The 26,514-nt window shown below is 62.2% G+C and carries 21 protein-coding genes and 3 pseudogenes; 15 read left to right on the top strand and 9 right to left on the bottom strand.

Translation table 11 applies throughout. The annotated features are described in order from the left end of the window. Positions 1-69 precede the first annotated feature (69 nt). The 3 genes and pseudogenes from ASE49_RS11570 (at position 70) to ASE49_RS11565 (ending at position 2,581) form a co-directional block, all read left to right on the top strand. Positions 70-918 carry a hypothetical protein gene (locus ASE49_RS11570; RefSeq protein WP_056772175.1) on the top strand — a complete coding sequence of 283 codons (849 nt, stop codon included), beginning with the start codon at positions 70-72 and terminating at the stop codon, positions 916-918. A gap of 228 nt (positions 919-1,146) precedes the next feature. Beyond that, positions 1,147-1,322 (top strand): annotated as a pseudogene (locus ASE49_RS17785) (transposase); the annotation flags it as partial. A 188-nt stretch (positions 1,323-1,510) separates the two neighbouring features. Next, on the top strand, positions 1,511-2,581 hold the full coding sequence (locus ASE49_RS11565) for an LLM class flavin-dependent oxidoreductase (RefSeq protein ID WP_056772173.1): 1,071 nt from the start codon (positions 1,511-1,513) through the stop codon (positions 2,579-2,581). Here the strand turns inward: ASE49_RS11565 and ASE49_RS11560 are convergent. Together ASE49_RS11560 and ASE49_RS11555 are read right to left on the bottom strand one after the other, a co-directional pair. Further along, positions 2,532-2,987, bottom strand: a complete 456-nt coding sequence (locus ASE49_RS11560; protein ID WP_056772170.1) for a hypothetical protein — start codon at positions 2,985-2,987, stop codon at positions 2,532-2,534. The two genes, ASE49_RS11565 and ASE49_RS11560, sit on opposite strands and share 50 nt — an antisense overlap. Further along, positions 2,984-4,000 carry an alpha/beta fold hydrolase gene (locus ASE49_RS11555; protein ID WP_056772168.1) on the bottom strand — a complete coding sequence of 339 codons (1,017 nt, stop codon included), beginning with the start codon at positions 3,998-4,000 and terminating at the stop codon, positions 2,984-2,986. The genes ASE49_RS11560 and ASE49_RS11555 overlap by 4 nt, the downstream gene beginning before the upstream one ends. Before the next feature lie 424 nt (positions 4,001-4,424). Between ASE49_RS11555 and ASE49_RS11550 the strand changes: the two genes are divergently transcribed. From ASE49_RS11550 to ASE49_RS11540, 3 genes are all read left to right on the top strand, one after another. Next, complete coding sequence (locus tag ASE49_RS11550; RefSeq protein ID WP_082456418.1) at positions 4,425-5,774, top strand: MFS transporter; 1,350 nt, start codon at positions 4,425-4,427, stop codon at positions 5,772-5,774. After that, positions 5,771-6,832, top strand: coding sequence for an LLM class flavin-dependent oxidoreductase (locus ASE49_RS11545; RefSeq protein WP_056772161.1), 1,062 nt, complete (start codon positions 5,771-5,773; stop codon positions 6,830-6,832). The genes ASE49_RS11550 and ASE49_RS11545 overlap by 4 nt, the downstream gene beginning before the upstream one ends. A gap of 129 nt (positions 6,833-6,961) precedes the next feature. Continuing rightward, positions 6,962-7,255, top strand: coding sequence for a DUF1330 domain-containing protein (locus ASE49_RS11540; protein WP_056772158.1), 294 nt, complete (start codon positions 6,962-6,964; stop codon positions 7,253-7,255). Positions 7,256-7,291: 36 nt separating this feature from the next. Here ASE49_RS11540 and ASE49_RS11535 read toward each other — a convergent pair whose 3' ends face one another. Continuing rightward, positions 7,292-7,756, bottom strand: coding sequence for a hypothetical protein (locus tag ASE49_RS11535; RefSeq protein WP_235522957.1), 465 nt, complete (start codon positions 7,754-7,756; stop codon positions 7,292-7,294). 550 nt (positions 7,757-8,306) lie between these two features. Here ASE49_RS11535 and ASE49_RS11530 point away from each other — a divergent pair. The 3 genes from ASE49_RS11530 to ASE49_RS11520 all read left to right on the top strand — a co-directional run bounded on the left by ASE49_RS11530 (position 8,307) and on the right by ASE49_RS11520 (position 13,328). Then, entirely contained in the window at positions 8,307-10,844 is a 2,538-nt protein-coding gene (locus ASE49_RS11530) for a TonB-dependent receptor (RefSeq protein WP_056772151.1), read from the top strand. Positions 10,845-11,281: 437 nt separating this feature from the next. Further along, the gene (locus ASE49_RS11525) at positions 11,282-12,211 is read left to right on the top strand and encodes an MBL fold metallo-hydrolase (RefSeq protein WP_235522956.1); all 930 of its coding nucleotides are present in this window, start codon (positions 11,282-11,284) and stop codon (positions 12,209-12,211) included. Between the two features lie 583 nt (positions 12,212-12,794). Next, complete coding sequence (locus tag ASE49_RS11520) at positions 12,795-13,328, top strand: hypothetical protein (protein WP_056772143.1); 534 nt, start codon at positions 12,795-12,797, stop codon at positions 13,326-13,328. A gap of 299 nt (positions 13,329-13,627) precedes the next feature. Here ASE49_RS11520 and ASE49_RS11515 read toward each other — a convergent pair. Beyond that, positions 13,628-14,613, bottom strand: a pseudogene (locus ASE49_RS11515) (IS1595 family transposase). A gap of 197 nt (positions 14,614-14,810) precedes the next feature. Between ASE49_RS11515 and ASE49_RS11510 the strand changes: the two are divergent. Then, on the top strand, positions 14,811-15,782 hold the full coding sequence (locus tag ASE49_RS11510) for a DUF1838 family protein (protein ID WP_235522955.1): 972 nt from the start codon (positions 14,811-14,813) through the stop codon (positions 15,780-15,782). A gap of 148 nt (positions 15,783-15,930) precedes the next feature. Here the strand turns inward: ASE49_RS11510 and ASE49_RS11505 are convergent, their stop codons facing one another. The 4 genes from ASE49_RS11505 to ASE49_RS11490 all read right to left on the bottom strand — a co-directional run bounded on the left by ASE49_RS11505 (position 15,931) and on the right by ASE49_RS11490 (position 21,669). Then, positions 15,931-18,387, bottom strand: coding sequence for a TonB-dependent receptor (locus tag ASE49_RS11505; RefSeq protein WP_235522954.1), 2,457 nt, complete (start codon positions 18,385-18,387; stop codon positions 15,931-15,933). A 505-nt stretch (positions 18,388-18,892) separates the two neighbouring features. Further along, on the bottom strand, positions 18,893-19,528 hold the full coding sequence (locus ASE49_RS11500) for an isochorismatase family protein (protein ID WP_056772133.1): 636 nt from the start codon (positions 19,526-19,528) through the stop codon (positions 18,893-18,895). Positions 19,529-19,580: 52 nt separating this feature from the next. After that, the gene (locus ASE49_RS11495; RefSeq protein WP_235522953.1) at positions 19,581-20,609 is read right to left on the bottom strand and encodes an alpha/beta fold hydrolase; all 1,029 of its coding nucleotides are present in this window, start codon (positions 20,607-20,609) and stop codon (positions 19,581-19,583) included. A 121-nt stretch (positions 20,610-20,730) separates the two neighbouring features. Further along, positions 20,731-21,669 carry a LysR family transcriptional regulator gene (locus ASE49_RS11490; RefSeq protein WP_056772128.1) on the bottom strand — a complete coding sequence of 313 codons (939 nt, stop codon included), beginning with the start codon at positions 21,667-21,669 and terminating at the stop codon, positions 20,731-20,733. 173 nt (positions 21,670-21,842) lie between these two features. On the opposite strand from ASE49_RS11490, the pseudogene ASE49_RS18945 reads away from it, so the two are divergent. The 3 genes and pseudogenes from ASE49_RS18945 to ASE49_RS18240 form a co-directional block, all read left to right on the top strand. Further along, positions 21,843-21,929 (top strand): annotated as a pseudogene (locus tag ASE49_RS18945) (aldehyde dehydrogenase family protein); the annotation flags it as partial. A gap of 1 nt (position 21,930) precedes the next feature. Further along, the coding region (locus ASE49_RS11485) for an aldehyde dehydrogenase family protein (RefSeq protein ID WP_156370286.1) at positions 21,931-22,317 on the top strand (387 nt) is incomplete at its 5' end. A gap of 66 nt (positions 22,318-22,383) precedes the next feature. Beyond that, positions 22,384-22,558: aldehyde dehydrogenase family protein (locus ASE49_RS18240; protein WP_235522962.1), on the top strand; the 175-nt coding region annotated here is incomplete at its 5' end. Between the two features lie 10 nt (positions 22,559-22,568). Here the strand turns inward: ASE49_RS18240 and ASE49_RS11475 are convergent. After that, positions 22,569-23,363: an IclR family transcriptional regulator gene (locus ASE49_RS11475; RefSeq protein ID WP_056772117.1), complete on the bottom strand. Its 795-nt coding sequence runs from the start codon at positions 23,361-23,363 to the stop codon at positions 22,569-22,571. Positions 23,364-23,646: 283 nt separating this feature from the next. Between ASE49_RS11475 and ASE49_RS11470 the strand changes: the two genes are divergently transcribed. Together ASE49_RS11470 and ASE49_RS11465 are read left to right on the top strand one after the other, a co-directional pair. Beyond that, positions 23,647-25,287, top strand: a complete 1,641-nt coding sequence (locus ASE49_RS11470) for an aldehyde dehydrogenase family protein (protein ID WP_235522952.1) — start codon at positions 23,647-23,649, stop codon at positions 25,285-25,287. Then, positions 25,284-26,489: an FAD-dependent oxidoreductase gene (locus tag ASE49_RS11465; protein WP_056772114.1), complete on the top strand. Its 1,206-nt coding sequence runs from the start codon at positions 25,284-25,286 to the stop codon at positions 26,487-26,489. Before ASE49_RS11470 ends, ASE49_RS11465 begins: the two co-directional genes overlap by 4 nt. Positions 26,490-26,514: the final 25 nt, after the last annotated feature.

The following is a 26,514-nucleotide window of genomic DNA, read 5'->3' as shown; positions in this document are numbered from 1 at the left end:
GCTGTTGCCGTGCGGCGATTGCCAAGCGTAATCACGCGGATTGAGACGGAGATTGAGCTTGCTCGCTCGATGGCAGGTCTGCCGGTCGATACGACGCTCATTCAACCGTTGAAGGACGATCTCCCCGAGCGTGTGATTAAGGTCGCTCAGCCAGCCAACGCAACCGTTCAGCCGGACGCCCCATCGATGCTCGGCGAGGCATATCGCAGCTACATCGACGACCCGTCTCGTGCTTGGACAGCGAACACGCGGGAGGCGTATGAGACGAGCCGGAGGCTCGCTATCGCCGTGATCGGCGGGGCGACACCCGTCGCCGCTGTCTCACGCGCGCACTGCCGCGATCTGCTCGATGTGTTGCGCTTCCTCCCTGCGAACGCGGGCAAGCTCTTTCCAAAGCTCTTTCCAAAGCTCTCGCCAAGCGAAGCGGCCGAGCACGCTCACCTGCGCGGCGACATCAAGATTATCAGCGCGGCCAACGCCAACTCGCTCATGTCGAACATGTGCAGCTTTCTGAACTGGGCGGTTAATGGGGAACTGCTCACGCGCAACCCGGCACGGGGGCTCCGCCTGCCTGATCCAATCAACAAGCGCGACAAGCGCCTACCTTTCGACCGGGATCAGCTTCACGCGATCTTCAATGCTCCGCTCTATCGCGGCTGTGCCGATGGCAATCGTGGCTACAACAAGACCGGCAACCAGGGACCGCGCAACGCGCGATTTTGGGTTCCCCCAATCCCATGCGACATCACGAGATGGCAGCTTCATTTCTTGGCGGACGTCGCGTGCCAAAAGATCAGCGTCGCAGCTCGGCGCCAATGCCGCTTTGCTACAAGCTGTGGTGGCATCATCTGGCTCCGTGTTTTGCCAGTAGAAATCTATGTTGCGCTGTTCGTTAGGGATTTTCGGAGCAAACGATAGCAGGCGATGGGCAGGGGTTGGCGGGAGAGCCCTCCACTTCTCATCATCCTCGGGGAAACTCGTCAACTTTGGAAGGGTGACATGCTGCTTGCCCCACGACTTATCCTCTTCATAACCCTCAATCTCGTATATAACGACCAAACAGTCCGAGCCGAACTCTTCGATCGCGAGCGCAGTTCTCAATACAATATAACGCCCCTGTCGAGTTCGTTGCAATTTAGAAAGTAGCATTTGCGGCCCTATTACACCGAGACAGGTCGTCCTTCGATTGACCCGGAACTGATGTCCGGATGCTGCTCGTTGGCTACTGCATGGCGATCCGCTCGAAACGCCGGTTGTGCGATGAGGTGCACTTCCACCTGGCCTATCGCTGGTTTTGCAGATTGGGAATGGAAGGTGATGTGTCTCTCTAAAGCCATTACCTTAATGCAGTCGCGGTTGGCTTGACGGTCCGTCGTCTGGCCGGCGTTGAGCTAGAGGGCGTGTCCTCGCCGCCTAGGGGGCGGTATCCACCTAGCGATTACTCCGGCTGATTTCCGCATGTGCCAGCGTTTGAAGCCGCATGCCGTATGCATGCCACGGAGAACACGTCATGCCGATTGAAATCAATGGCCTGCTCAACCACAACATCTCCAGCGAAACGCACCCCGTACCGTTCGAGCACTTCGATGCCGAAGGCATCGTGCGCATGGCGAAGCTGCACGACGTCTGGGGATACGACAAAGTGCTGGTCGCCAATGCTGCGGTGATGCCGGACAATTTCACGATTTCCGCCTATGTCGCGGCGCATACCACGCGGCTTGGGGTCATGCTTGCCCATCGACCCGGCTTCATCCCGCCGACGATGGCCGCGCGCATGCTGGCGACGCTTGAACGGTTGATGCCGGGGCGGGTGGGCGTGCATATCATCACCGCTGCCAGCGACGAGGAAACGCGCGCCGACGGCGATTACCAGACCAAGATCGAGCGGTATGACCGCGCGAAGGAATACATCTCCGTCCTGCGCCGCCTGTGGACGAGCACGGTGCCAGTCGATCACGCCGGCAAGTGGTTCCGCTTCGACGGCGCGTTTGCTGCCGTAAAGCCCACAACCAGCGCCGTGCCGGTCTATTTCGGCGGCATGAGCCCGGCGGCACTGGAAGTGGCCGGCGAATATTGCGATACGTTCGCCACCCTTTCCGATACCGTGGCCGGCATGAGCGAGGTGATCGGCAAAGTGCGGGCGGCAGCGGCGGCGCACGATCGCAGCCCCGGCTTTCTGATGTCGATCCGGATCATTCTGGGCGAGACCGAGGACGCGGCCTGGGCGCGGGCAGACGCGATCCGCGCGGCGGTTGCGGCGAACATGGGCCAGCTTGCGCAAAATACCGTGGCCGCCAAGGCGGATGGCTTCAAGCGCACGGCGGAACTGGCGGCGCGTGGGGACCGGCTCGAGAAGTGCTTCTGGAACGGCATCAATCAACTGCGCGGCGGCCAGAGCAATTCCGGCGCGCTGGTGGGAACGCCGGCGCAGGTGGCTGACGCGCTGATGGACTATTACGATGCGGGCGTGAACGCGTTCATCCTGCGCGGTTTCGATCCGGTCGAGGATGTGATCGGCATCGGCCGCGACCTCATCCCTCTGGTGCGCGCGCTTGCGGCGCAACGTGACGCCGGGCGGTAGATCCCCGTCCGGTTGGGCGATCCGGCCAACGTGACGCGTGCAAGTTCGCCACGACATAGCGGCCGTTATAGTTGCACGATGATCCGTGCGCGCTGGCGAGGTCGGGTGCAAAGGTGAGTTGCGAGATGCCGAAGAACGTGTGATCCGCGGTGGCTGCGTGTCCGGGATCGGCCTCGTAGCCATAGCGCAGGAACCACGCGCCCGACGGCAGCCGGGTGAGCTTTTCCGCAAAGCTGACCGAGCGCGAGGTCTTTGCACCCCGCGTTTCGATCACCACGCTTAAGCCTGGCGATGCCGGGGCCACCTGCATGCTGGCCTCCCAGTCGTACAGCGCTGTGCCGTCCGGCCCCAGTGTGGTGCCGCGCAAATCCCAGGTGCCGGCAAGATCGGGCAAGGTGTCGCTCATCGCGGGCTGGCCCCTGTCCCGGCCGCCGGTGCGGGCTTTGCGATCTTGCGGTCAAGCCAGGTGCGCAGGTCCCGCGCCGTTGCCGCCGGCAGTTCCAGCATGGGGTAATGGCCAACGTCAGGGTAATGGATCACGTCGACGCGCGTATTGGCGAACTCCTTCACCGCGTCAGCCGCCAGGTATTTGGGCAAGACCGGGTCCGCATCGCCCCACTGCAACAGGATCGGTGCGCGCACCTTCGCCGCATCGTCCCCTGCGCCTTTGGCCCAGACCGCTTTCTTGTTTGCTTCGTAATACGCCTTCACGCGGCTGAATCCGCCGGGGATCGTGTTGGTCTGGTAGTACCAGTCCACCGTCGCGTCGGTCAGCCGTTCGGGCCGGCCATACAGTTCGGAGAGCGAGCGGCGATAATAGAAGCGGGGGTAGTAATTGGGCACGAGGTGCTCATGCATCCAGACCATGGCCCACATGAGCCGGCTGAAGTTCGGCGGAGGCGGGGCTTTCAGGGGCAGGGCGGACAGGGCCAGCGCGGTGACCTTGTCGGGGTGCTTGGAGGCGTACAGCGTGGCGAGCGTGGCGCCGCTGGAGGTGCCGACGAGGGCAAAGCGGCGCAGCCCCTTTTTCTGCGCGATCTGGTCCAGCAGGGCGACTACGCCGGGCAGGCCTGTCGTCGGCGCGGTGTCGGTCGACAGTCCATAGGGCGGCCAGTCGAACCGCACGACGCGATACGTGTCCTTCAGCGCGTCCGCCCAGCCATCCCACTCGCGCAGATTGGTCATCGAACTATGCAGCATGATCACCACCGGCCCATCGCGCGGCCCTTCATCGCGGATATGCACGTTGGCGGTGCCGATCCGCTCGAACGTGGAGGGCGACCCGGCCTGGGCGGCCTTCACACTTTCATAGGACGGATTCCACCAGCCCAGGCGCATGGTCAGCAGCACCAGGGCCAGAACCACGACCAGCGCGAGGACGAGTGTCCCGAGCCCCTTGAGGACATGACGAACGGTCACTTCAGCGCCTCTCCTGAAAAAGCACGGGGCGCACGCCGGATAGCCCGCCCCGTAGGTGTCATGCGATGAGTTCGCGTGCCCGATGCACCCGGTTTTGTGGACGGGGGGGAGGGGCCGCGCTCATCCTCACACGCTATCGCACGGCACGCATCGACCGGTCCGTAACGCAAACCTGATCAGCAGTCGGATAAACTGATCGCAGGACCTGACGGTGCCTGCGCCCGCGTCATCATCCCGCCGACGTGCACGATGCGACAATGCAAAGCGCCGACGCTGCCACCGCGCCGAATGAACCGCGGGCCGGTCAGCCTGCTTCAACACGAAACAGAAGGACAAGGCCCTGCCGAGCGAGATTTCCAGCCTGGCCCCGTCACCCGCCGCGCCGGCGTCATCCCGTCTTTGGAGCATCCGGTTCGGTTCGCTGATGATTCCGCTGGCCCATGCCGCCGGGCAGAACGTGGTGACGGTGCTGGGTCTGCGCTTCATGACCGACAGTCTGGCCATCTCCGCCGGGGCGGCAGGGCTGATCTTCGCGCTGGTCAAGATCTACGACGGTTTCCTGGATCCGGCGGTGGGCGCGTGGAGCGACCGCGCGCACGGTCGGTGGACCACGGTATGGGGCCGGCGCCTGCCGTTCCTGTTTGCAGGCGGCATCGCCATGCCCTTGGGCCTTGCGCTGCTGTTCGGGGCGCCGGATCTGGGCTCGGTGCTGCTGGCGGAACTGTTCGTCACCCTGGCGCTGGCGATCCACGCCACCGGGTATACGATGCTGACCATTCCCGGTTTCGCGATGGTGGTCGAAAGCTCGTCCGACCCGCATGAGCGCACGCGGCTGATGGCCTGGCGCACCTATGGCAACGCGATCGGCACGCTGATCGGCTCTACTTTGCCAGCCTGGATGCTGTCGCTGACCGGACCGACGCGCGGCGGACACCTGCTGCTTGCGGTGACGGTGGGGCTGATCGTTTTTCTGGCCACGATGCTGGCGGTGCGCCTGCTGCGCCAGGCCCCGCGCACGCTGCCCCGCGCGCCTGAGCCGGGGACACCACGGGTGGGCCCGGTACGCGCGCTGGCGCGCCAGATCCGCCTTGCGTGGGACAACCGTCCATTTCGCATCCTGGCGATCGCGCATGTCTTTTTGCTGTTTGGCACCGCGATCGGCTCGGCGGCACTCGCCTTTTTCACCCGCGTTGTCGTGGGGTTGGGGGATCAAGTGCTGGGCACCTACTTCATGCTGGCGACGGTGGCGATGGTGGTGGCGATGCCGGTATGGGTTTGGCTGTCGGGCCGGATCGGCAAGAAGATCTGCTACATGGCAGGGCTTGCCCTGTTCGGCCTGGTGCAGCTGAGCTGGCTGGCGGCCCAGCCTGGCGAAAGCATGGTGCTGATCGGCGTGCGGGGGCTGGTGAGCGGCTTTGCCGGCGGCGGCATGATCTTGTGCGCATACGCCCTGCTGTCCGACGCGGTGCGCTATGATTATGTATGCAGCGGGGAGCGGCGCGAGGGTGCGTTTGCCGGCTTCACCACTTTGTTCGACAAACTGGCTTCTGCCGCCGCGCTGGCGGCGATGGGCACGTTCCTGGGCGCGATGGGTTATGTCTCGTCGGTCAGCGGGGAGGCGGCGCGGCAGTCGCCCGATGCGATCCTGGCCATCAAGCTTTGCGAATCCGCAATTCCCGCAGCGGCCATGCTCTGCGCGATCATCGCCTTGTGCTTCTACAAGCTCGATCCGGCGCAGTTGCAGGCGATGGAACTCGAAAGTGGACACGCATGACCCGCCATCCGATCGAACTGGTAGGGCTGATCTCGCCCTATCGCACATCCGAGGCAAGCGCGCAGCCGCTGCCCTACGATCCTGCATTCGTGTCCGAACTGGCGCGGGCTTACGAAGCGGCGGGGTACGACCGGGTACTGGTGGGACAGAACGCCCGTTCCGCCGACAGCCTCGTCACCGCGACCTGGGTAGCGGCGGCAACCACACGGCTAAAACTGATGGTGGCGCATCGCCCCGGCTTCATCGCGCCGACCATGGCGGCCCGCGCTCTGGCGACGCTTGACGCTTTTAGTGGCGGGCGCGCGGGCGTGCATATCATCACCGCGTTCTCCGATATCGAGACGCGGTGCGATGGGGATTATCACACCAAGGACGAACGCTATCACCGCAGCCGCGAATATGTGCAGGTGCTGCGGCGTATGTGGTCGCAGGCCGAGCCGTTCGACCACAAGGGTGCGTGGTACACGTTCGAGGGGGCGGCCAGCGAAATCCGGCCGGCGGCAGGCGCAATCCCGGTGTTCTGGGCGGGAACTTCGGCGCTGGGGCTGCGCTACGGCGCGGAACTGGCCGATGTCTATGCGCTTGGCCCGGGCAGCGTTGCCCAGGTTGGCGAGCTGGTCTCCAAGGTCAAGGCGCAGGCCGCCACGCATGGCCGCAACCCGCGCTTCTCCATGTCGATGCGGTTGGTCATCGCCGATAGCGATGCCGCCGCCTGGGACCGTGCGGACGAACTGTTGCGCGGCGTGGAGGCGCGGCAGGCGGCGCATGGTGCGCTGGGCCGCGACCTGGGCAAAGCCGCGCAGGACACCGCCGCCAATGCCGCGCAGGCCGACGATGCGGCCGCCGACCCGTGTTTGTGGACCGGGCTGACCCGGGCCACGCAGGGCCGCTTGCAGGTGATGTGTCTGGTGGGTTCGCCCGAAACTCTGGTCGCGGCGCTGATGCGCTATCGCGCGGCGGGGATCGACAATTTCCTGGTCACCGGATTCGACTGGCTGGCCGACACGCACCGGATCGGAACACAGATAGGGCCGGCGCTGCGCCGTCTGGCGGATTGATCTGCCCTTGATCGTTCCTGCAGCCCACATGCGACCATCCGCAGGGCGGATAGCCGGGCACTTTACCATGGCGGAGCTGGCGCGACCGGGACGACTGTGACCTTGCAATACCCCACGTGAGGATTTTCTATGGCTGCCTGGCTCGTTACGACCGCCCATATCAAGGACCGCGATGCGTTCATGTCCTGCGGCTACCCGCAGGCCGCTGCGGATGCACTGGCGCTGTATGGCGGCAATTATGTCATTCGTGCGCCGGGTGGGACGGTACTGGAAGGCGAAGGCCGCAACGGCGGTTCGGTCGTCGTTTCGGAATGGCCGGATCGCGCCGCCGCGCTCGCGTTCTACAATTCGCCTGAATACGCCGAAGCAAAAGTACTGCGCGAGGGGCTGGCGGAGGTCACGGTAACGCTCGTCGGGGCGTGAGGCCCGCCCATCGGCGGCATGGACCGGTTCCCTGCGTCAGGGCTTGCCGGGCACAGCGGTATCTTTTAACTCCACCCGCACCGCGATAAAAGGGGCCGTCCCGCGGTTGGATACGGCATGAAGCCCTTCCGGCTCACCCCTCATTGTTTGCGACTGCTTGAACGCTGGAACGTCAAAGCGCTGCGTTTCGACAGGCCGGCCATCAACCAGTTTATATTCGATGTAAGTAATCGGCTGGGGCTGTTCGAAGTACATGATGCTCGGCCAGCGATGATCGTGGACCGGCTCCGTCGCGCCAGGCTTCACCTCGACCCGCAACACCCGAACGTGGTCATCCTCCATCAAGATGCGATGACTGTCCGGTGCAGCAACGACCGCATCGTAATTCGTGGCCTGGGCTGCGACCGGCGCAGCAATAGCCAACGCAATTGCGAGACAGAAAGGTGTCTTTAGATGCACTGTATTGCGAACGGGCGCGGCAATCCCAATCCAGGCGTTCACTGCGCGTCTCCGATGCCGAATAGAAAGGCCGTGTCCCGCGCAGAACACTTTGCCCAGGAGGCTGCCCGATCCTGCAACCCAAATCATCGTGCGGAATGACCGGACGGGTTGAAAAATACTTCTCATCGCGCGTCTCCTCGGCTTGGTCGGAAGATATTGCCATGATTGCGAATTTAAAGCGACAGGCAGGCAGCCCCCCGGTAGGTCCCGATCCGAGGGGGCAGCGGAAAGGTCTCGGCCTTCCAACGACGCTGGCAAGGCTCGATGCACGTTTTCGCGGATGCCATGTGCAGCCACGCCAATCCGACAGGCGGACACGCACCGATTTGCAGCACATTCTTGTGCCACCTGAGTCAATTTGGCGCTAGATGAAAACCGACCAACGTGAGGGCGGTCTTAAAGCAATGTAATGTACGCTTGAAATAAGCGAACCATATTATTTTGCGGTCCAGTTAAATATTGGGCGCAATAAAAATAAAACAAAATAGACGCAGGCAGGAATGCAATATTCACCGCTCACGGGCGATTGATCAGCATTGAGGGATTAACCATGACTGGGAAACTTAAAACGGCCTACGGCGCGTCCGCGCTTTCGATTTTTGCTTTGGCTGCAGGCCTCGCCGCGCCGGCAATAGCGCAAACTGCCGATGACGCGGCCGTGTCCGGTCCTGGCGGCGACATCGTCGTCACCGCGCGCAAACGTTCGGAAGACGTTTTGAAAACACCGGTTGCGGTGTCTGTCGTCACCAGCGAGGACATCAGCAAGAAGGGCATCACCTCGGTCTCCGATCTTGCCGCCAATACGCCCGGCATGAACATCAATAACAACAGTTCGGGCCGCGCGGATCGCTCTTTCCAGCAGATCATCATTCGTGGCTTCACGCCTTCGACGTCGCTATCGACCACTGTATCGACCTTCATCGACGGTGCCCCGGTATCCTCGCCTACCGCGTTCACCTCGATCACCGATCCGGCCCGCATCGAAGTGCTCAAGGGCCCGCAAAGCGCGTATTTCGGCCGCAACACTTTTGCCGGCGCGGTGAACGTCGTCAACAAGGAGCCCACCGGCGAGTGGCATGGCTCGATCCTGGCGATGGGCGGAACGCGCAACAACTACCGCCTGCATGCCGACATCGAAGGCCCAATTTTCGGCGACGCCCTGACGTTCCGCATTGGTGCTGACAAGTTTGCCAAGGACGGTTCGTACAAGAACAAGTACAACGGCAGCGGTAACGGCGAAGTATCCACCAACACCCTGGGCGATCAGTCGAGCAAGAGCATAAATGGCCTGCTCGTCGCCAAGCCCTTCAGCGGCCTCACCATCAAGGCGTTCGGCCTGTATTCCGAGGATCACGACGGCCCTGCTGCGCAGGGGCTCATCTCCGCACGTGGACTTGCCAATGCAGCTGGCAACACCATCGTCGCCAACCAGTCCAACTGCACACTGAGCGGCGTCCAGTCCGGCACGGTCGGGTCTGCTGGAGCCAGCGTCACGGTGAATCGTCCCTTCATCTGCGGCGTCGCGCCGAGCCTCAGCGCCTATGCGCCTTCGATGAACAACGAGCTGACATCGAACGTCCGGGACTGGCTGGCCAAATCGACTGGCCGCATCCTTTCAGGCAAGGACGGCGTCCAGGACTACGGTCTGTACCGCAAGTACTATCACCTGCATCTCACCGTCGATTATGAGATCCCCGACACCGGCGTCACCGTGTCGTCGATCACGGCGATGAACCGCGAGGCGTACAGCACGCTCGTCGATCTTGACAACTGGGGTTCGGATACCATCCCGAACAGCGCTGCCGCTATCGCTTCGGGCGTGCCGTACTGGACGTATCCGTTTCTGGTCGAACGCAAGAACAGCGACTTTTCTCAGGAAGGTCGCGCGACGTTCGATAACGGCGGTCCGTTTCGTGCCACGGTTGGCGCCAGCTACCTCAACAACTGGATTGTCAACGATCTGGGCGGCGGCACCGGCTCGCTCGCCAACGTGGTGGCCAGCACGGCGGGCGAAACCCGGTCGCGCACCAAGGGAGCCTTCTTTGCGCTTTCGTATAAGTTCTTCGATCAACTGACGATCAATGCCGAAGGTCGTTACCAGATCGATACGCTGTATGCCTATGCTCAGCCCACCGGACTGACCGTCACGAATCCGGCGATCGCAACCCCGGGCTTTTACGCATACGGCGACACGCTGCTGAAGCGCACCTACAAGAACTTCCTGCCGCGCGTCATTGCGCAGTTCGAATTCAATCCCAACACCATGGTCTATGCATCGTGGTCGAAGGGTGTGAACCCGGGGGGTTTCAACACCAGCTTCCTGACCTCGCCCCCCGCCACGGTGGCTGCGGCGACCGCAGCAGGGATTACCGTTGCGGTCAAGCCCGAGAAGGTCACCAACTACGAAGTCGGCATCAAGGGCAAGCTGCTGGATGGCCGGGTCCGTTATGCGCTGGACGGCTACTTCGCGCAGTGGCGCAACCAGATCAACACCATTGCCCTTGCGCTTCTCGATCCCGGCACGGGCACGCCCCAGCTGGTTCAGGGGACCGCGAACACCGGCAACGTCGACATGAAGGGCATTGAGTTCGAAGGCAGCTTCGCGGTCAACGACCTCATCACCCTGAACGCCGCCGGCTCGCTGAACGACAGCAAGCTGAAAGAATACGTCTCGCCTACCGTCAGCCAGCTTACCGGCATCTTCGACTACAGCGGCAATGAAATGCCCAACACGTCGAAGTGGTCGGCCAGCGCTGGTGTGCAGTTCGGTGGCGCTATCAAGGCGCAGGCGGACTCCACCTGGTTTGCGCGGGCGGACTATGTGTTCAAGTCGGGCGTGTGGTCAAACGCGGCGAATATCGTGCGCACCCCGGCCTACAACAACGTTAACGTTCGGGCCGGCGTGACGATCGGGGCACTTTCGCTGCAGGCGTTCGTTAACAACGTCTTCAACGACCGTGCTTATACCTCGATCGGGGATCAGTTCCTGTTCACGCCGAGCTTCGCGTATACCAGCACCTTTTCGGCGTTGATCGTGGGCCTGCGCGAAAAGCGCACCGCTGGTGTACAGGCGAAGATCACGTTCTGACGCTAGCTTGCAACGTTCCTTGAGGGAGGCCGGACACGAAAGTGCCCGGCCTTTTTTTAGCGCCTCTTGTGCGGATGTAGGGCGGGCGCGCATCGAACCGGCTGTCGTCGATGGCGCCTATAAGTCCCCAGCCAGACATTGGATCGCATCGCTGATCGACCGCGTGATGCGCCCCTGATTGTCGAGGAAATTGCTTGTCGCCCCACCGTCCGCCGCCACTCATAAGATCTGCTTTGTAAACCAGCGTCACTCACCCTCCTTCTGGTGCCCGATAAGGCGTCGCTGCGTCTTGAAATCTGATTGCGCGCTTTGCCGCTCGGGGCATGTGGCGATACGCTGCGCCTTTCGCGCTTACCTGGTAATAAATATCGTATGGGACGTAACATTGTGACCATGTCGAGGATTGCATACCGCTTGGCGGTGCATACGATGGGCAGATGCACACATACCTCCGCCTCGCCCCCTTTATGGCATCGATCCATCGCCTGATCCTGCCGATTGGCGCCGCCATTCTGCTCGGTGCGGCGGCCCCGGTGACTTCTCCGCCCCGGTTCGATCACTGGATCGATGGGACCACTGCGAGCGAGCCTGAAACGCAGGTCCAGAAGATCGACGAGGATACGTTCGTCATCCGCCAATCGGTGAAAACCAACTTCGAGGCGCCGTTTCTTTATCTGCTGTTTGGCAAAGATCGCGCGCTCTTGCTGGATAGCGGGGCGGGCGGGCTCAAGATACGGACTCCTGTCGACCGCTTGATCGCGGAATGGCAAGCCAGGCATGGCGGCCGCGCGGTCCATCTCGTTGTCGCGCATACCCATGGACACGGGGATCATCATGCCGGTGATGACGAGTTCAGAGCGCGCCCGGATACCGACGTCGTCGGGCTTGGGCCTGACCAGGTTGCCGCGTTCTTCCATATCGCGGACTGGCCGCGCGGGACGGGCCGCTTTGATCTGGGCGGCCGCGTTCTCGACATCATCCCAACCCCCGGCCACGAGCCCGCGCATATCATGGTCTACGACGCCAGGACGAGACTGCTGTTCTCCGGCGACATGCTGTATCCTGGGCGGCTTTATGTGCCGACCGACCAGTTCGACGTTTATCGGGCCAGCGCCGACAGGTTGGCCCAATTCGCCAGGACCCATCCCGTCCGCGCGCTGCTGGGCGCGCATATCGAGATGACCAACATGCCAGGGCATGATTATCCGATGGCCGCGGGCACGCATCCTTCCGAGCATCGTTTGCCGCTATCGCCTGCGGCGATCAATGAATTCCGGAAGGCCGTGGCGAATGCCGCCTCGCCACCGGTGATCGACCGTCATGCAGACTTCATTGTCTACCCGCGCCCGCCGAAGCCCGCTTCTTAAGGCGATTGTGTAGTTTACAAACCCACTCAAATGAGAGCGAGTGACACGCCGAGCGCCACTCCAGCGGCATACCCTGCGATTGTTATCCAGTAGAAAACCGGGTGCTCTGATCTGTACATGCGTGGCATGGGCCATCGGGCCGGTATGCAGGAGTGCGCGAGGCTCCACGCCATCGTCCCAAGACAAAGCACGACGATAAACCCGCCCCATAGGGCGGGGCCGTTCACTCAGGCTTCTCCGGCGCTGGCTTGTGCTTCACCAGTTTGCCCAGCATCTCCTTGGAGCGCTGTTCGTCGTCGTCCGTCTCTAGCTCGCGACATCACGGCACATGATCTATGCCATGTGGCACACGCTGCATTTGGGGCCTCCGATGACCGACGAACCTCGTGAAACCGATGCCAGTCCCGAAGGCGGGAGTGGCACGACGAAAGTCCCCCCCTACATCCCCTTTCAAACGCTGCTTACGTTCATAAAGCAGTTGAAAACAGATGGCTAGCCGCCGCAAATCGATAAGTCTGTTCTTAGCAAGTTCTCAGGCGGGACGCAGGGTCAGCTAAAAGTAGCACTCCGATCGATGGAGTTGATGGATGATAACAAGCCTACGGAAAGTTTGAACGCGTTAGTTGAGGCTTTAGACACGCCCGATTTCGCGACCGTGCTGCTGAATATTCTTCGGCGCACGTACCCGTACGTGTTTGCACTAGACCTCTTGACCGCAACACCGACTATGTTCGCGGATGCATTCAAGGTGACTGGCGCCAAGGAAGACGTGTCGCGGAAATGTCGCACGTTTTTTCTTCACGCGGCTAAGGCTGCTGGTGTGCCGCTCGGCAATCGTATTCTAACTGGCTCTGTGCCGCGCTCTACTGCCGGCGTGAAGCGGCGCCCGAAGAAAATCAAGGAACCAGAGGCGGAGGGCACGCAGTCGTCTACTCCAACGCCAACGCCGCCCGCGGCGACTGCGATCACCGATACTGCTCTTGAGTACAAACTTATCGACCTGATGCGGGAAGAAGGCGTGGAAGACGCGGAACGCAGCGCAATCTGGACGCTCGTTCAATACCTTACTGCTAAGGCAAAGAAAAAGGCGGCTGACAACCTATCAACCGCCTCATGATTTCCCGGCGCCGCGCGCCAACCTCGCCAAAGGACCGCGCGGTGCAACACCTCGAACGAAAGGAGGAAGATGTGACGTGGCCAATCACCTGTAGGAGATCGGTAAGCCCGTAGGGCCTTCTGATCACACCTGCCTCGGTCCATACGAGGAAAGAGCAACAGCGCGTCACGGGTCCACACCGGGCGCGCTGTTGTGCTTCTATATAGGCGCAAATGTTTACATCGTCAAAAGGCGAACGTCAGCGTTGCCGCTTGGACCGCCAACGTTGGTTCCCTTTGCGGGCTCGGGTGGTCTCCCGCTTAGGTGTTGAGGTCAGGCCTTGCGTAGGTCAGGCGCTTGCCGACGATGCCCTTGAGATCTTCGATCGCGCGAGCCTTGTCATCGAAGCCGTTGGCTACGCGGTTGGTGTAGCGAAAATCGAACTCGGCAAGGTAGCGGTGCAGGTGTTGCTCACCGCAGTGCTGGTACGCGCCGCGCATGCCGCGCTTGAAGATCGAGAAGAAGCCTTCAACGGTGTTGGTGTGGATCGTCACGTCACCCTTGCGAACGTACTCACCGCCAGCGTGCAGCACGCGTTATGCTCAGCGAACTCCTTGCCGACTTTCCAGTACAGGCGGGCTTCGTCGGTCATCAGGCGGGCTTCTGCGGCGATGTTGGCGCGCAGGATGGGGTGAATGTCCTTGGCGGTGAGGTTGGGGTCCGTGAAGGTGCGGACAGCGCCGGTCTCACGATCCAGCAGCGCAAGAACCTTCATCTTGTGGCCGCCGCCGCGACGCATTTCCTTGCCCTTCTGGCAGCCGATGTAAGTCTCATCGACTTCGACCATTGTGCCGTTGCCACCGAAGGGAGCCAGATCGCCCGAGCGCATGGCTTCACGGATGCGGTGGGCAAGGAACCAAGCGCTTTTGTACTGCACTTCAAGGACGCGGCTAAGCTGATGGACGCTGATGCCCTTCTTGCTCGACACCATCAGGTGCACGGCCTGAAGCATCTTGGTCAGGGGCATGCGGGCATGCTCGAACACAGTGCCAACCTTGACGGTGAACTGCTTGCGGCACTCGCCACACTTCTTGAGGCCGTGGCGTACAACACCCTCAGGGTTTTTCACGCTCGGCTTGGAGCGGACACCATCGAGATCGTACACGCGACCGGCCACAACGCCGCAGTGGGGGCAGATTACGCCGTTCGCCCACACGACACTTTCGAGGAAAGCGAAAGCCTTGGCTTCATCGTGGAAGTGGGGGGGAAGAGAGAACGGACATGACGGCTTGCCCCTTGCCGGCACTCCTACGTTTTCAGCGTGGGTTTGTAACGTACATAATCACCTCGCTTTTACCGTTGCTTTGCTGACTGCAGCGAACATCACAAATGCCCAACCCGTCAAAACGATGGCGCCTGCACCCACAAACCGATGTATGTGCTGACAGAACACAGCGAAAACACCATCGAACGATAGTAGCTGGGCTCTACATTGTCCGCCCCGTGGATAGTCTGACGAGAGCGTTGATCCCTTCCCAGTTTGCCGGCGAATTGGTGTTTTCAACAAGGGGAGCTGATATGTCTCGATCGCTATACTTTACCGATCTGTCCAGACCGGATCGTCGCGATGCCTTGAAGCTGGCAATGGGACTGGCGGGTTCTGCGGCTATGCTTCCAGGCGTTTCTGCCGTCGCCAAGACCCGGCAGCTGGATCCGACCGACGCGAAGGATGCCGCGCAGATCTATCGCAAGATGCGTTATCGCACCGATAGCGGGCTGGTGTTTTCCTGGATCAAAGGCCCCTACATGGCCGCGATTGGCGGCGACCTCATCCCCGTTTACGCCATCAACCTGGGTGCCATTCAGCGCATTACCCACAATGCTGATGGAAGCTTCGACCTGATCGATCTGGAGATCAGCTTTCGCGTAGACGTCCAGAGTGGTGAACGCCTGACTAACATGCGCAATCCGGTAACGGGTGAGATGGTGCGTGTCGGTGGGCGGGGACCGATCCCGACCCACCTCATGGTTTCGGCAGAAAATGAAATCGAGATCCCCGACGTGCCAGGTCAGGCCAAATATGAGCATGTCCATGTCCCCGTCAGCACGTTCGCGCTTGGCCGGACCGAACTGGCCATTCGCGATCGCTCTCATGCGCGGGTCACGGGACCGGATGGATCAGTGTCCTATCTCAACGAAGTCAGCACGATATCCGCCCCCCGCGAGCAGGTGCTTGATCCTGGTACGACGAACCTCGATACGCGTGTGCAGTCCAACGATGTGCGCAGTTGGCCGGCCTGGATGAACATGGGTGACAGACCGGGGACACTGGGTCTGTTCGGCAACGGCGGCAAGGTATCCCGTTTCGCCGATCTGCCGGACGATTGGCACGCCATGTTGAAGCGATACTATCCCGAGATCGCCGCCGATCCTATCGGGGTGCTCGATGGCAAGGTCAAGGTGACATCCGTCTGAAGAGGTGGGGAGGGGGCGAGCCCCAGGCCGCCCCTTTTTTCTGACAATTGAACGAGATCGCCATTTTGGGTGAAAGGCGTTTCTCAAACAGGAAGGGCCGGGCGCGCAAGGCACCCGACCCTTTCGTGTTACCGGTTCCGAGGCGCGATCAGAACGTGATCTTGGCCTGGACACCGGCGGTACGCAGTTCAGGCAGGCCAAGGACCAACGCCGAGTAACGGGCCGTGTAGGCGAAGTTCGGGGTGAACATGTAGTTTTCCGAAACGCTGCCCGGCTTCTTGTTGTTGGTGATATTGGTCACGAACGCTTCGAGCGTGATGTTGCCGTGGGTGATGCCGGCGCGTGCGTTGAAGAGGTGAAGATCTGGCGTGCGGGCGATGTTCGCCTCATCGGTCCAGACGCCGGACTTGAAGTTCCAGTCACCCCGAACGAACCAGCGGCCGTTATCCCAGCCGGCGATGTCTGTGCCGACGGTGACCCCGACGTTGGCCGAATACTTCGAGACGTTCTTGATCTCGTTGCCCGAGTAATCGAACACGCCGGTGAGCTGGCTGACCGTGACGCTTTCGAAATCCTTGATGTCGGAGCCGGTGAACGCACCCGCGGCATCGATGGTCAGGAAGTCGGTGGGGCGCCAGGTGACTTCACCCTCAAGGCCATAAAGATCGACGTTGCCCGAATTGGCCGAGCTGTTGACGAAGCTGTAGCCGGTGGTCTGGCTGGGATCGGGCGCGACGATGGCGACCAGATTGATCTGGTTGGTCCACTGCGCATAGTACGCGGCGAAGGAATAGCGCACCTTTGATCCGATGCGGCCCTTCAGACCCAGTTCGTAGTTGGTGATCTTCTCCGGGTTGATCGCCAACTGTGCGCCAGCATCAAAGGCCGCCTGCTGCACCGACGCGGTGTTGGACAGGATGTTGGTATTGAACTGCGCCGGGTTCACACCCTTGGCCCAGGATGCATAGACCATCGTGTCCGGATTGATCTGCCAGTTCACGATCGCGCGTGGTGTGAAGTTCTTGTACTTGGCGCTGGCGAGCAGGGTGCCGCCCGCATACGTTCCGGCCGGGATGAACACGCTCGAGGGATTGACCAGGCCTTTCGCCGGCGCGTAGGATTCCAGCTGGTCGATCTGATAGCGTCCTTCGAAGCTGGCGGAGATCGTATCGGTGATGTCGTAGGTCAGGCCGAAGAACAGGCCGGTGGTCTTGTTGCGGCTGAGCCCGCCCGGCGTAAGCAACGATACGGTCAACGCGCCGGTTCCGCCACCAAGGCCCTGATACTGGTCGGCACTGAGATAGCTGACGCCGGCTACCCCGTGGAACCTCCCGGTTTCATAAGCGAGCCTGCCTTCGAGTGAGAAGTCCTTGATCTTGCGCTCGATCAGGTACGGAAAATCGAAGTAGCCCTGGCCATAATTCGCGCCTTTAAACGCGCGGGTGTCGTAGCCGTCCAGATCGATGAACGTGGTCCATACCTCGCGGTTGTAGCCGGCGAGCGCCGAGGCAGTCAGGCCGTCTGCGACTTTCCAGTCCAGCGTGGCGTGCGCGTGCCGCGTCTTGCGCAGCAGGCCGTAGCCATCGACGCCGTCGCTGGGCTTGACGATGCGGTTGGTGCCGATCGCCAGGAACTGCCGCGTGAAATCGGTGTTCGTGACGTTGGCGGTGACCGGGTTGGCGATGCTGGGGATGGTGCCGCAGAAGAACGGGTTCTGGACGGCAGCCCCGGCGGGCAGGCCGGTGGCCGGATTGATCACGCCGCGGCTGTCACCGGTGAGCGTGCAGTTGGACTGGCCCTTGACCAGGACATTCCCGGCTGGATCGCGAATGTCGACCGCCGACAGGCGCGTCTGTGCCGAAGGACCGTCCTTGTCCTCGCTCATCATGCCGAACAGCTTGATGGTGATGTCGGCAGAAGGGGTGATGGCGAGCATCGCGGTCGCCACCTTGGTCGACTGGTCGCCAAGGGTCCGCCCGTCATAGTTCTTCCAGGAGCCTTCCTTGGAATACTTCTCGCCGGTGACGCGGAAGGCGAGCAGATCCTGAATGATCGGACCTTCGATCGAGCCGCGCAGGCGCCAGTTGTCGCGCGTGCCGACCATGCCCAGAACCTGGCCGCCCCATTCGTTGCCGGGCGTCTTGGTGACGACGTTGACCGCACCGGCAAAGGTGTTGCGGCCGAAGTAGGCGCTTTGCGGACCCTTGATGATCTCGATCCGCTCGGGATCGCTGATCGCGCTGAGCTGCGACGGCGACGATACTGCAACGCCGTCGATGAACATCGAAGTCGTGGTTGCCAGCGCGGTGGACGGGGTCATACCGCGCAGGCTGATCTGCTGGAACGAGCGGTCGGCGTGGCCCGACGAACTGCTGTTGATGTTGATGCCCGGGGTCGATGCGGCCATGTCGGTGACCGACACGATGCCTTTTACGTCAAGCGTCTCGGAGGTAATGGCAGTGACGGTAACCGGCGTCTTGAGAATGTCCTCGCCCGTCTTGCGGGCCGTGACGATGATGTCGCCGCCGACACCGGTGCTTGCTTCATCGGCGGTTTGCGCCAGTGCGGGCGCAGCCCAGGCCATGCCTGCGACGAGCGCAAGCATCGATAGTGAGCCCGCGAAACGGATCGTTCTAAAATTGCCGGTCATTTTATCCCTCAATAGTAATCAAACAACGCGCGCGATGCGCAGCGCTTTGAATTGGTTCCTGACGCCTGAACAAGCTGATGGACCCCAGCAGACTTAAATGATCTAAATCTGAGGAATCTCGTTTTCGATTTACGTAATTTTATTGCACGATGGCGTCCTGGTCATTCGACCAAGCCGTTACCAGGCAGAGCATAGCCAATTTTTCAACTTTGATTCTGCAAAAAATCGCTGAATGCTCGCCAAGTTATAGGCTGCATCTTTAATGGAGATTGCCGGGACTGGGGGTGTATCTGGTTCGTGTTCGCCTGTCGGATTGTGTCACGGGTTTTCCTGCACTGCCACACCAGCTGGCGTGCGGTGGCGACCAGTGACGCGGCGTGGCCCCGGGGCCCGAGCGTGCACGCGATGCACGATCGCCCGTAACCTACACGCGTAGAGGGTCTGCCACGCCAGCCAGCGATCAGGTGCGCAGCCCTTCCAGGAACGCGATAGTCTCCGCTTCAGTGACGACATCGGCGTACTTTGCGTTCATGTCGAACAAGTTCGCATCGTGCGGGGCAGCATGACGATCCCCGCACGCTTCGGCGACCACTGCGGTCTTGAAGCCGTGTGACATCGAATCGATGCAACTCGCACGGATGCAGCCGGAAGTGGTCAGCCCGGTCAGGATCACGCTGTCGATGCCCGCCGCGGTCAGCGTCGAGGCGAGCGAGGTGCCGAAGAAGGCGCTGGGATACTGCTTGGAAATGACCAGTTCGTCGTCGAACGGCGCAAGCCCCGGCCCCCAGGCGCCCATCGGGCTGCCCTTGAGGAAGTTTTTCAAAGGCATGGCTTTTTCGAAAAAGCGCCCGCCGTCGATACCGGTCGGGTGGTAGACTACGTTGGTAAGGATCACGGGCACGTCGGCCTCGCGCGCCGCCTTGCGAACCCGCAGAGCCGAGGCGATGGCGTCATCGACTTCGGAATAAAGCGCGTTCCCCGGCTCGAAATAGGCCTGGCAGAAGTCGATCAGCAGCAGCGCGGGTCGCAGGCCAAAGCCGACACGGTTGTCGTAGGCTTTCTTGTAGTTGGCGAGCAGGTCTTCTTCGGAGCTCATGTGGCGGGTTCCTCTTGTATAAGTCATGCCTTGCGAGCGGCCGGCGATGGCATCACTGTAGAGGCTGTCGGGCCGGCAGGATCGGTGTCGCCGCCTCGACGTAAGCCGCGATCAGCTGGGCGAAACGGTCGGGTACTTCGAGCGGCGGATAATGGCCCACGTCCGGCATCACGACCCTAGAGACTTGCGCGTTGGAGAGGTAGCGGGAAAGGGCGTTCAGGGCCGACTCCGGCAGCAGCGGATCGGCGCCGCCCCACAGCAGAAGTGCCGGCTTGCGGATCTTGGCCATCTCGATGGTGGCCTGCTTGCCGTCACCGATCCGCGCGATCAGGCCAACGAGGTTCTTTTCGGGAACGCGGCGGTAGAAGTCGTAATATTCCTTGCGAGTTCTGGCGGAGATCCGCTTTGCGTCACCGGCGAAGAAGCTGAGAAATTCGTCCCAGAAGTTCTGGTCGCGAAAGCCCGTGGCTTTCATGCGGTCCATGGCGGCCACCAGCCCCGGCGACATGACCATATGGCTGGTGTCCACCGGGTCGGACGGCGTGTTGGACAAAATCAGGCGCTCGACCAGATCGGGCCGCCGCGCGGCCAGATACATGCCCATCGTGCCGCCGCTGGACACCCCCACGAACGTCACTTTGCGGATGCCCAGCTTATCAAGCAGGGCAATCGGCACGTCGGTGGGGACCAGCGCCTTCATCGCCGCATCGGTGGGACCTTGCGAAAGTCCGTAGCTGGGCAGATCGAGGCGCACGATGCGGTAGCGGGTCTTGAGCACCTGGGTGATGCGGTCCCACGTTCGCAAGCTACTTTCCGAGCCGTGGACCATCAGCAGGACCGGCGCATCGCGGGGGCCCTCGTCCTTGTAGTGGATCGACAAGCCGCCGACCTCGAAATACCGGCTCTGCTTGTCGGCATACATCGTGCGCAATTGGTCGAGCGTCAGCCACGGATGGTCCGCCCTGGCCGTGGGCAAGGGGTGGGGAGCGGCGGCGGCAGTTTGCGCCAGAGCGGCAACGGGCATGGTTGCGAGCGCCAGGGTGGCAAGCAGGAAGGCTGAAAGGTGGGTCAGTTTTGGCACGGTATGTCGGTCCCTTCCAGCGGCTTGCCCCGATAGGCACGATGGCTTGCCAGGTTATCGGCGGCCAGCGCAATGTTGGTCTGTTCGCGCGGATTATCCGACTGGAGAGAAGCCGCCAAGCCTAGCAGGCCGGCACGGCATTGTGGACGTGCCCCTCGGCGGGGGCCTGCATGACGCTGAGCAGTGCCTTGAGGCACTGCCTTTCCGCCGTCTCGTAACAGCCTTCGATCCACAGCAGGCCCAGCGGCGGCCCCTCGATAATCGAGCCCGGCACCTGCCGTACCGTGCCCGCGCTCAGTTCCGTGGCGAACTGGCCAACGGGAACCATGCCCAGCAGCCCACCATCCAGAATCATGCGACGGATGAAGTGCATCGAGGTTGAGCGGATAGCGGCGGTGTCTGGGGTCATGCCGAATTGCGCGAGCAGGTCCAGAACAGTTTCAGACCTGGCGTGCCGGATCGACACGTCCGGCGCATCGGCCTGTGCCCACGCATGATTGCCGATCGGTCCTCCTTCGGCGATCTCGGAAAGGATCGGATGGTCGGCGCGCGCGAAGATCGAATAGAACTGGCTGAACAGCGGATGGAACGCGATTTCTTCCACGTCGCTGGCCTCCAGCGGCGCGGCGGAGAAGGCGATGTCCAGTTCGCCGCGTCGTAGCAGGCCGATAAGGTCGGCACTGTAGCCTTCGACGACGCGCAACGTCACGCTCGGCGCTGCCTGCCGATACGCTGCGATCGTCTGCGCCAACCGGCTGCTGACCAGCATCGGGTGCACGCCGACGACTATAACCTGGGTCCTGTTGCTGCGCTCCACGTCGGCAAGGAGGCGGTTGTGTTCGTTGACGATCAGCCGCGCCCGTACGATCACCGCCTCGCAGGCCTTGGTTGGCCGAATGCCTGACGGTCCACGGTCGAACAGCCGCATCCCCAGCGTTTCCTCCAGCTGGCGGATGCTCCAGGTCAGCGCCGGCTGGGACATGCCAAAGCGGCGCGCGGCCTTGCGGAAGCTGCCCGCTTCGTACACCGCGATCATGCGTTCGAACTTGTCGATGTTCATCGGGCAGCGTTGTCCAGGACTGGCAATAGGCCCTGATCGATCAATTCTATGGATCGGTCCGGGCGGATGTGCCGAGTGTTCGCCTTTCGGTCATCCCGCAGGGCAGCTAGCTGCCCGTCATGCGGCATAGATATCCGCCTGATGGTGATGCGGTGTAAACGGGCGGCGCGCGGCTCGACCGGCCCGGCAACTTCGTGCAGCCCACGATCTACACCGATTGCCGGCCCGACATGGCGCTGGTGCGCGAGGAAATCTTCGGCNGGCGGCGCGCGGCTCGACCGGCCCGGCAACTTCGTGCAGCCCACGATCTACACCGATTGCCGGCCCGACATGGCGCTGGTGCGCGAGGAAATCTTCGGCCCGGTGATGGCGGTGATGAAAGTGACCACCACCGACCTCGACGAACTGGCCGCCCTGGCCAACGACACGCCCTATGGCCTGTCCGGCTCGGTATGGACGCGCGACYTGTCSACCGCGCACCGCCTGGTCAAGCGCATCCGGTCTGGCCACGTCTCGATCAACTGCCACGGCGCGGTCGGCACCAACATCCCGTTCGGCGGCTACGGCCAGTCAGGCTGGGGCCGCGAATTCGGCAAGGAAGGCCTCGACGGCTACCTCGAAACCAAAGCCGTCACCGCAAGGCTGTGACCCGCTACCGTCACGCGTGCCCCATCGCAGTTTTTCGAGGCGATCCTCGACCCGTTCTACCGCCTNAAGTACGGCATCGCCGCAGCGGCAGCGGCAAGCGCTCGTCTCGATCAACTGCCACGGCGCGGTCGGCACCAACATCCCGTTCGGCGGCTACGGCCAGTCAGGCTGGGGCCGCGAATTCGGCAAGGAAGGCCTCGACGGCTACCTCGAAACCAAAGCCGTCACCGCAAGGCTATAACCCGCTACCGTCACGCGTGCCCCATCGGAACAGGGTTGGACAAGTCGTGGCTAATCCCTGCCGCCGTGCCTTTCATGTCGTCCAGATACAGCTCCAGCGCCTGCGTCAGCCGCATCGCCGCCACGAAGAACACCATCGTCATCGCCGCCTCGAAATGGCCGTTGCGGAAAATCGGCACGGAAATCGAGGTGGTCTTGCCCGGCGTCAGGTTGAAGTGATTGCGCCCCTGCACCGCATACCCTTCGGCGCGAATACGCTCCACATCCAGGCTGACTTCAGCCGTGGCCAGATAGTTCAGGTCGATGTCCTGCGAAACGCGCATGAAGCGCAGAATCATCTCGCGCTCGTCGTCAGGCGCGTAAGCCATGGACACCTTGCCCGATGCGCTGTCCAGGATCGGCAGCGTGAAGCCGGGATAGTAATGCTCGAACGTGAGCGACGAGTTGGAATGCGTCGAATCGCGCAGCATCATTTCACGCCCCACGCGGATGGCGATGGAGACCGGCCAGCCCACGCGCTTGGTGAGCCCAACGATGTGAGGCCGCGCAATGCGCACCAATTCGTCGTCGTGCTGGAATCCCGTGGCCAGCGTCTGCACCATGGCGGTGGCACGATAGCGCTTTCTGGACGGTTCCTGTTCGATCAGGCCTTCGTACAGCAACGTCTGCACGATGCGGCACGCTGTGGGATAGGGCACCTGCGATGCCTTGGCGATCTCCATCATCGAGAGCGAGCCGTGGCGGTTGATCGCCTTCAAAGCCGCAATCGAACGCGTGATGGAGCGAATTGGTACGCCTTTTTCCATTATCGAACCCCGCCTTGATTGTGCACTTCACGCAGAGTGACAAATCAATGACGTTTGACCGAATTTATCAAGCCTTTATCCGACAGGCGGATAGATTTTCCGCTTGATGAAGCTTTTTTGGGGTGTGGGCAGCGTCCTTTGGCGCTCGAATACGCCCAACGTCGACACCGAGGCCTGCCGCGTAAAAGGGCAAAGCTATCCGCCCAGCGACTTTTTGGCGGTGTGCATGGGTGCTCAGACAGGCACAGAACTAGATACGGTGAGCGATACAGGAGACCGCGTGATGCCGCTTGATTTCAGCACCCTTCGCCCCGGTACGACAGCCTTTCTTGCCCGGCGCGGGCGAGGATGCGGGCTTTTGATCGCCGGTGCATGGCAAAACGCGGCGGATGGCGGGACGTTCGCCACGCTCGATCCGGCAACCGGCAGCGAACTGGCGCAGGTCGCCAAGGCCGGGCCGGGCGAAGTGGATGCGGCGGTTGGTGCGGCACGGGCGGCGCAGGCGGGTTGGGCCGCGACCGTACCGGTGGAGCGCGCGCGCATCCTGTGGAAGATCGCCGAGCTTATAGAGGCCAACATCGATGATCTGGCCGAACTGGAAACGCTGGATCAGGGCAAGCCGTTGTTTGTGGGCCGGTGGGCGGAAATCCCGGGGGCGGTGAACCAGTTCCGCTTCTTTGCCGGCCAGGCGATGGCGATTGAGGGGCAGACGCTCGAAAGCTCGATCGCCTATCAGCCGGCGGGCAAGCAGGTGCGATCCTGGACCGTACGCGAACCGGTGGGCGTGGTGGCCGCGATCGTGCCGTGGAACTCACCGCTGGTGCTGACCGCGATGAAGCTGGCCCCGGCGCTGGCGGCGGGCTGCACGGTGGTGCTCAAGCCGGCGGAAGATACCTCGCTCACCGCATTGCGCCTTGGCGAACTGATGGTCGAGGCCGGCGTGCCGGCCGGCGTTATCAATATCGTCACGGGCCTTGGCGCGGAAACGGGCGCGGCGCTGGCTAATCATCCTGATATAGACAAAATCGCCTTCACCGGTTCCACGGCAACGGGCCGCGCCGTGCTGGATGCGGCGAAGACCAACTTCAAGCGGGTGACGCTGGAACTGGGCGGCAAGTCGCCCACCATCGTCATGCCGGACGCGGACCTGTCGCTGGCGATCCCCGGTGTCGCCAATGCGATCTACTTCAACGGTGGCCAGGTGTGCATTGCCGGCTCGCGCCTCTACGTCCACCGCTCGATCCACGATCAGGTGGTGGAAGGGGTGGCGCAATACGCCAAAGGGCTGAAGCTGGGCCACGGGCTTCACCCGGATACGCAGATGGGGCCGGTGGTGTCGCAGCGCCATGCGCAGCGGGTGGAAGGCTTCCTGCAACGCGCCAGCGCACAAGGCGCAACCATGCTGACCGGCGGCGAACGCACTGGGGAGGCCGGCACCTTCATCACGCCTGCCTTGTTGGTGGACGTTAAGCCGGACATGGAGATCGTGCGAGAGGAGGTATTCGGCCCGGTGCTGGTGGCGCAGGCTTTCGATGACGCGGACGAGGTGATTACGGCTGCCAACGACAGCGCGTATGGCCTTGCGGCCAGCGTGTGGACACAAGGCTTGTCCGACGCCCACCGCATGTCGAGCGCGATCAAGGCGGGCACGGTGTGGATCAACTGCCACGCGATGTACGATCCTGCGCTCGCCATCGGTGGCGTGAAGCAGTCTGGTTGGGGTCGGGACAGCGGACGGCAGGCGCTGGAAAACTACCTTGAGTGGAAGACGGTCTGCGCGGTGGTGTCCGCAAGGGTGCGTCCTTTTTTGTKGCGRTGCCRCCGGTTCCCCGAACCTCGGATAGTTGCGTGCGCCTGCCGATACTTGCGCCAAGGCCGGTCCATACCGGCCAGAGACAGGATCAAGGGGAGTCCGCTTGTATGAAGGCAGTTGAACGGTGCCAGGTGGCGATTGCTGGCGCCGGACCGGTGGGCACGGTCCTGGCCACGCTGCTGGCACAAGCGGGTATCGAGGTGGTGTTGCTGGAAGCGGGCACAGATTGCGCGCAGGACCTGCGCGCCTCCACGTTCCATCCGCCGACCCTGGAAATGCTGGACCAGATCGGCATCACCGGCATGCTGCTGGACAAAGGCCTCAAGGCGCCGGTCTATCACTGGCGAGACCGGATGTCGGGGGAAGTGATCGACTTTGACCTGGCCGAGATTGCCGACGTCACGCGCTATCCGTTCCGGATCCAGTGCGAGCAGTATCACTTGTCCCGCGCCCTTGCCGATGGGCTGGCGCAGCACCCGAGCGCATCGGTGCGCTTCGGAGCCCGGCTGCTGACGTTCGACGAGGCCGCCGATGGTGTCGACGTGGCGTATGAAACGATGAGCGGCATCGAGCGGCTGCGCTGTGATTATCTGATCGGCGCCGATGGCGCCAATTCCATCGTGCGCAAATGGCTGGGCGTGGAATTTGACGGGTTCACCTATTCCGAGCGGTTCCTGTGCCTGTCCACGTCATACGAACTGCGCGATGCCATGCCTGACCTGGCGCTGGTCAACTATGTGTCGGACCCGCAGGAATGGCTGGTGCTGCTGCGGGTGCCGACCTTGTGGCGCGTGCTGGTCCCCACCGATGGCACGTCGTCCGACGATGAGCTGCGTTCCGACGCCATGAAGAATGCGATATTCGATCGCCTGGTCGGGGAYGGCGCTGCGGTGCACACGCAGCATCGCACCTTGTACCGGGTCCATCAGCGGGTGGCGAAATCGTTTCGGGAGGGCCGGGTGATGCTGGTCGGCGATTCGGCGCATCTCAACAATCCGCTGGGCGGCTTCGGGATGAACTCGGGCGTGCATGACGCGTTCAACCTGTTCGACAAGCTGCTGCCGGTGCTCAAGGGCCAGGCGGGCGAGGAGAACCTCGCGCTTTACGATCGYCAGCGGCGCGAGGTGACGCACAGCTTYACCCAGACGCAGACCCGGGAAAACATGGCGATGATCCGCGGTGGSCAGGACGATGCCCACCAGCGTCGCCGGGAAGCGATGCTGGCGATCAAGCAGGATGACGCGCGGCGCCGGGCGTACATGCTGCGCCAGTCCATGTACGAAAGCCTCGCGCAGGCGGCGCAAATCGCCTGAGTACGGGCCAGCAGGGAGTATATGC

It is taken from the genome of Novosphingobium sp. Leaf2 (assembly GCF_001421325.1).
Taxonomy (GTDB): Bacteria; Pseudomonadota; Alphaproteobacteria; order Sphingomonadales; family Sphingomonadaceae; genus Novosphingobium.
This window is presented reverse-complemented; position numbering and strand designations above follow the sequence as displayed.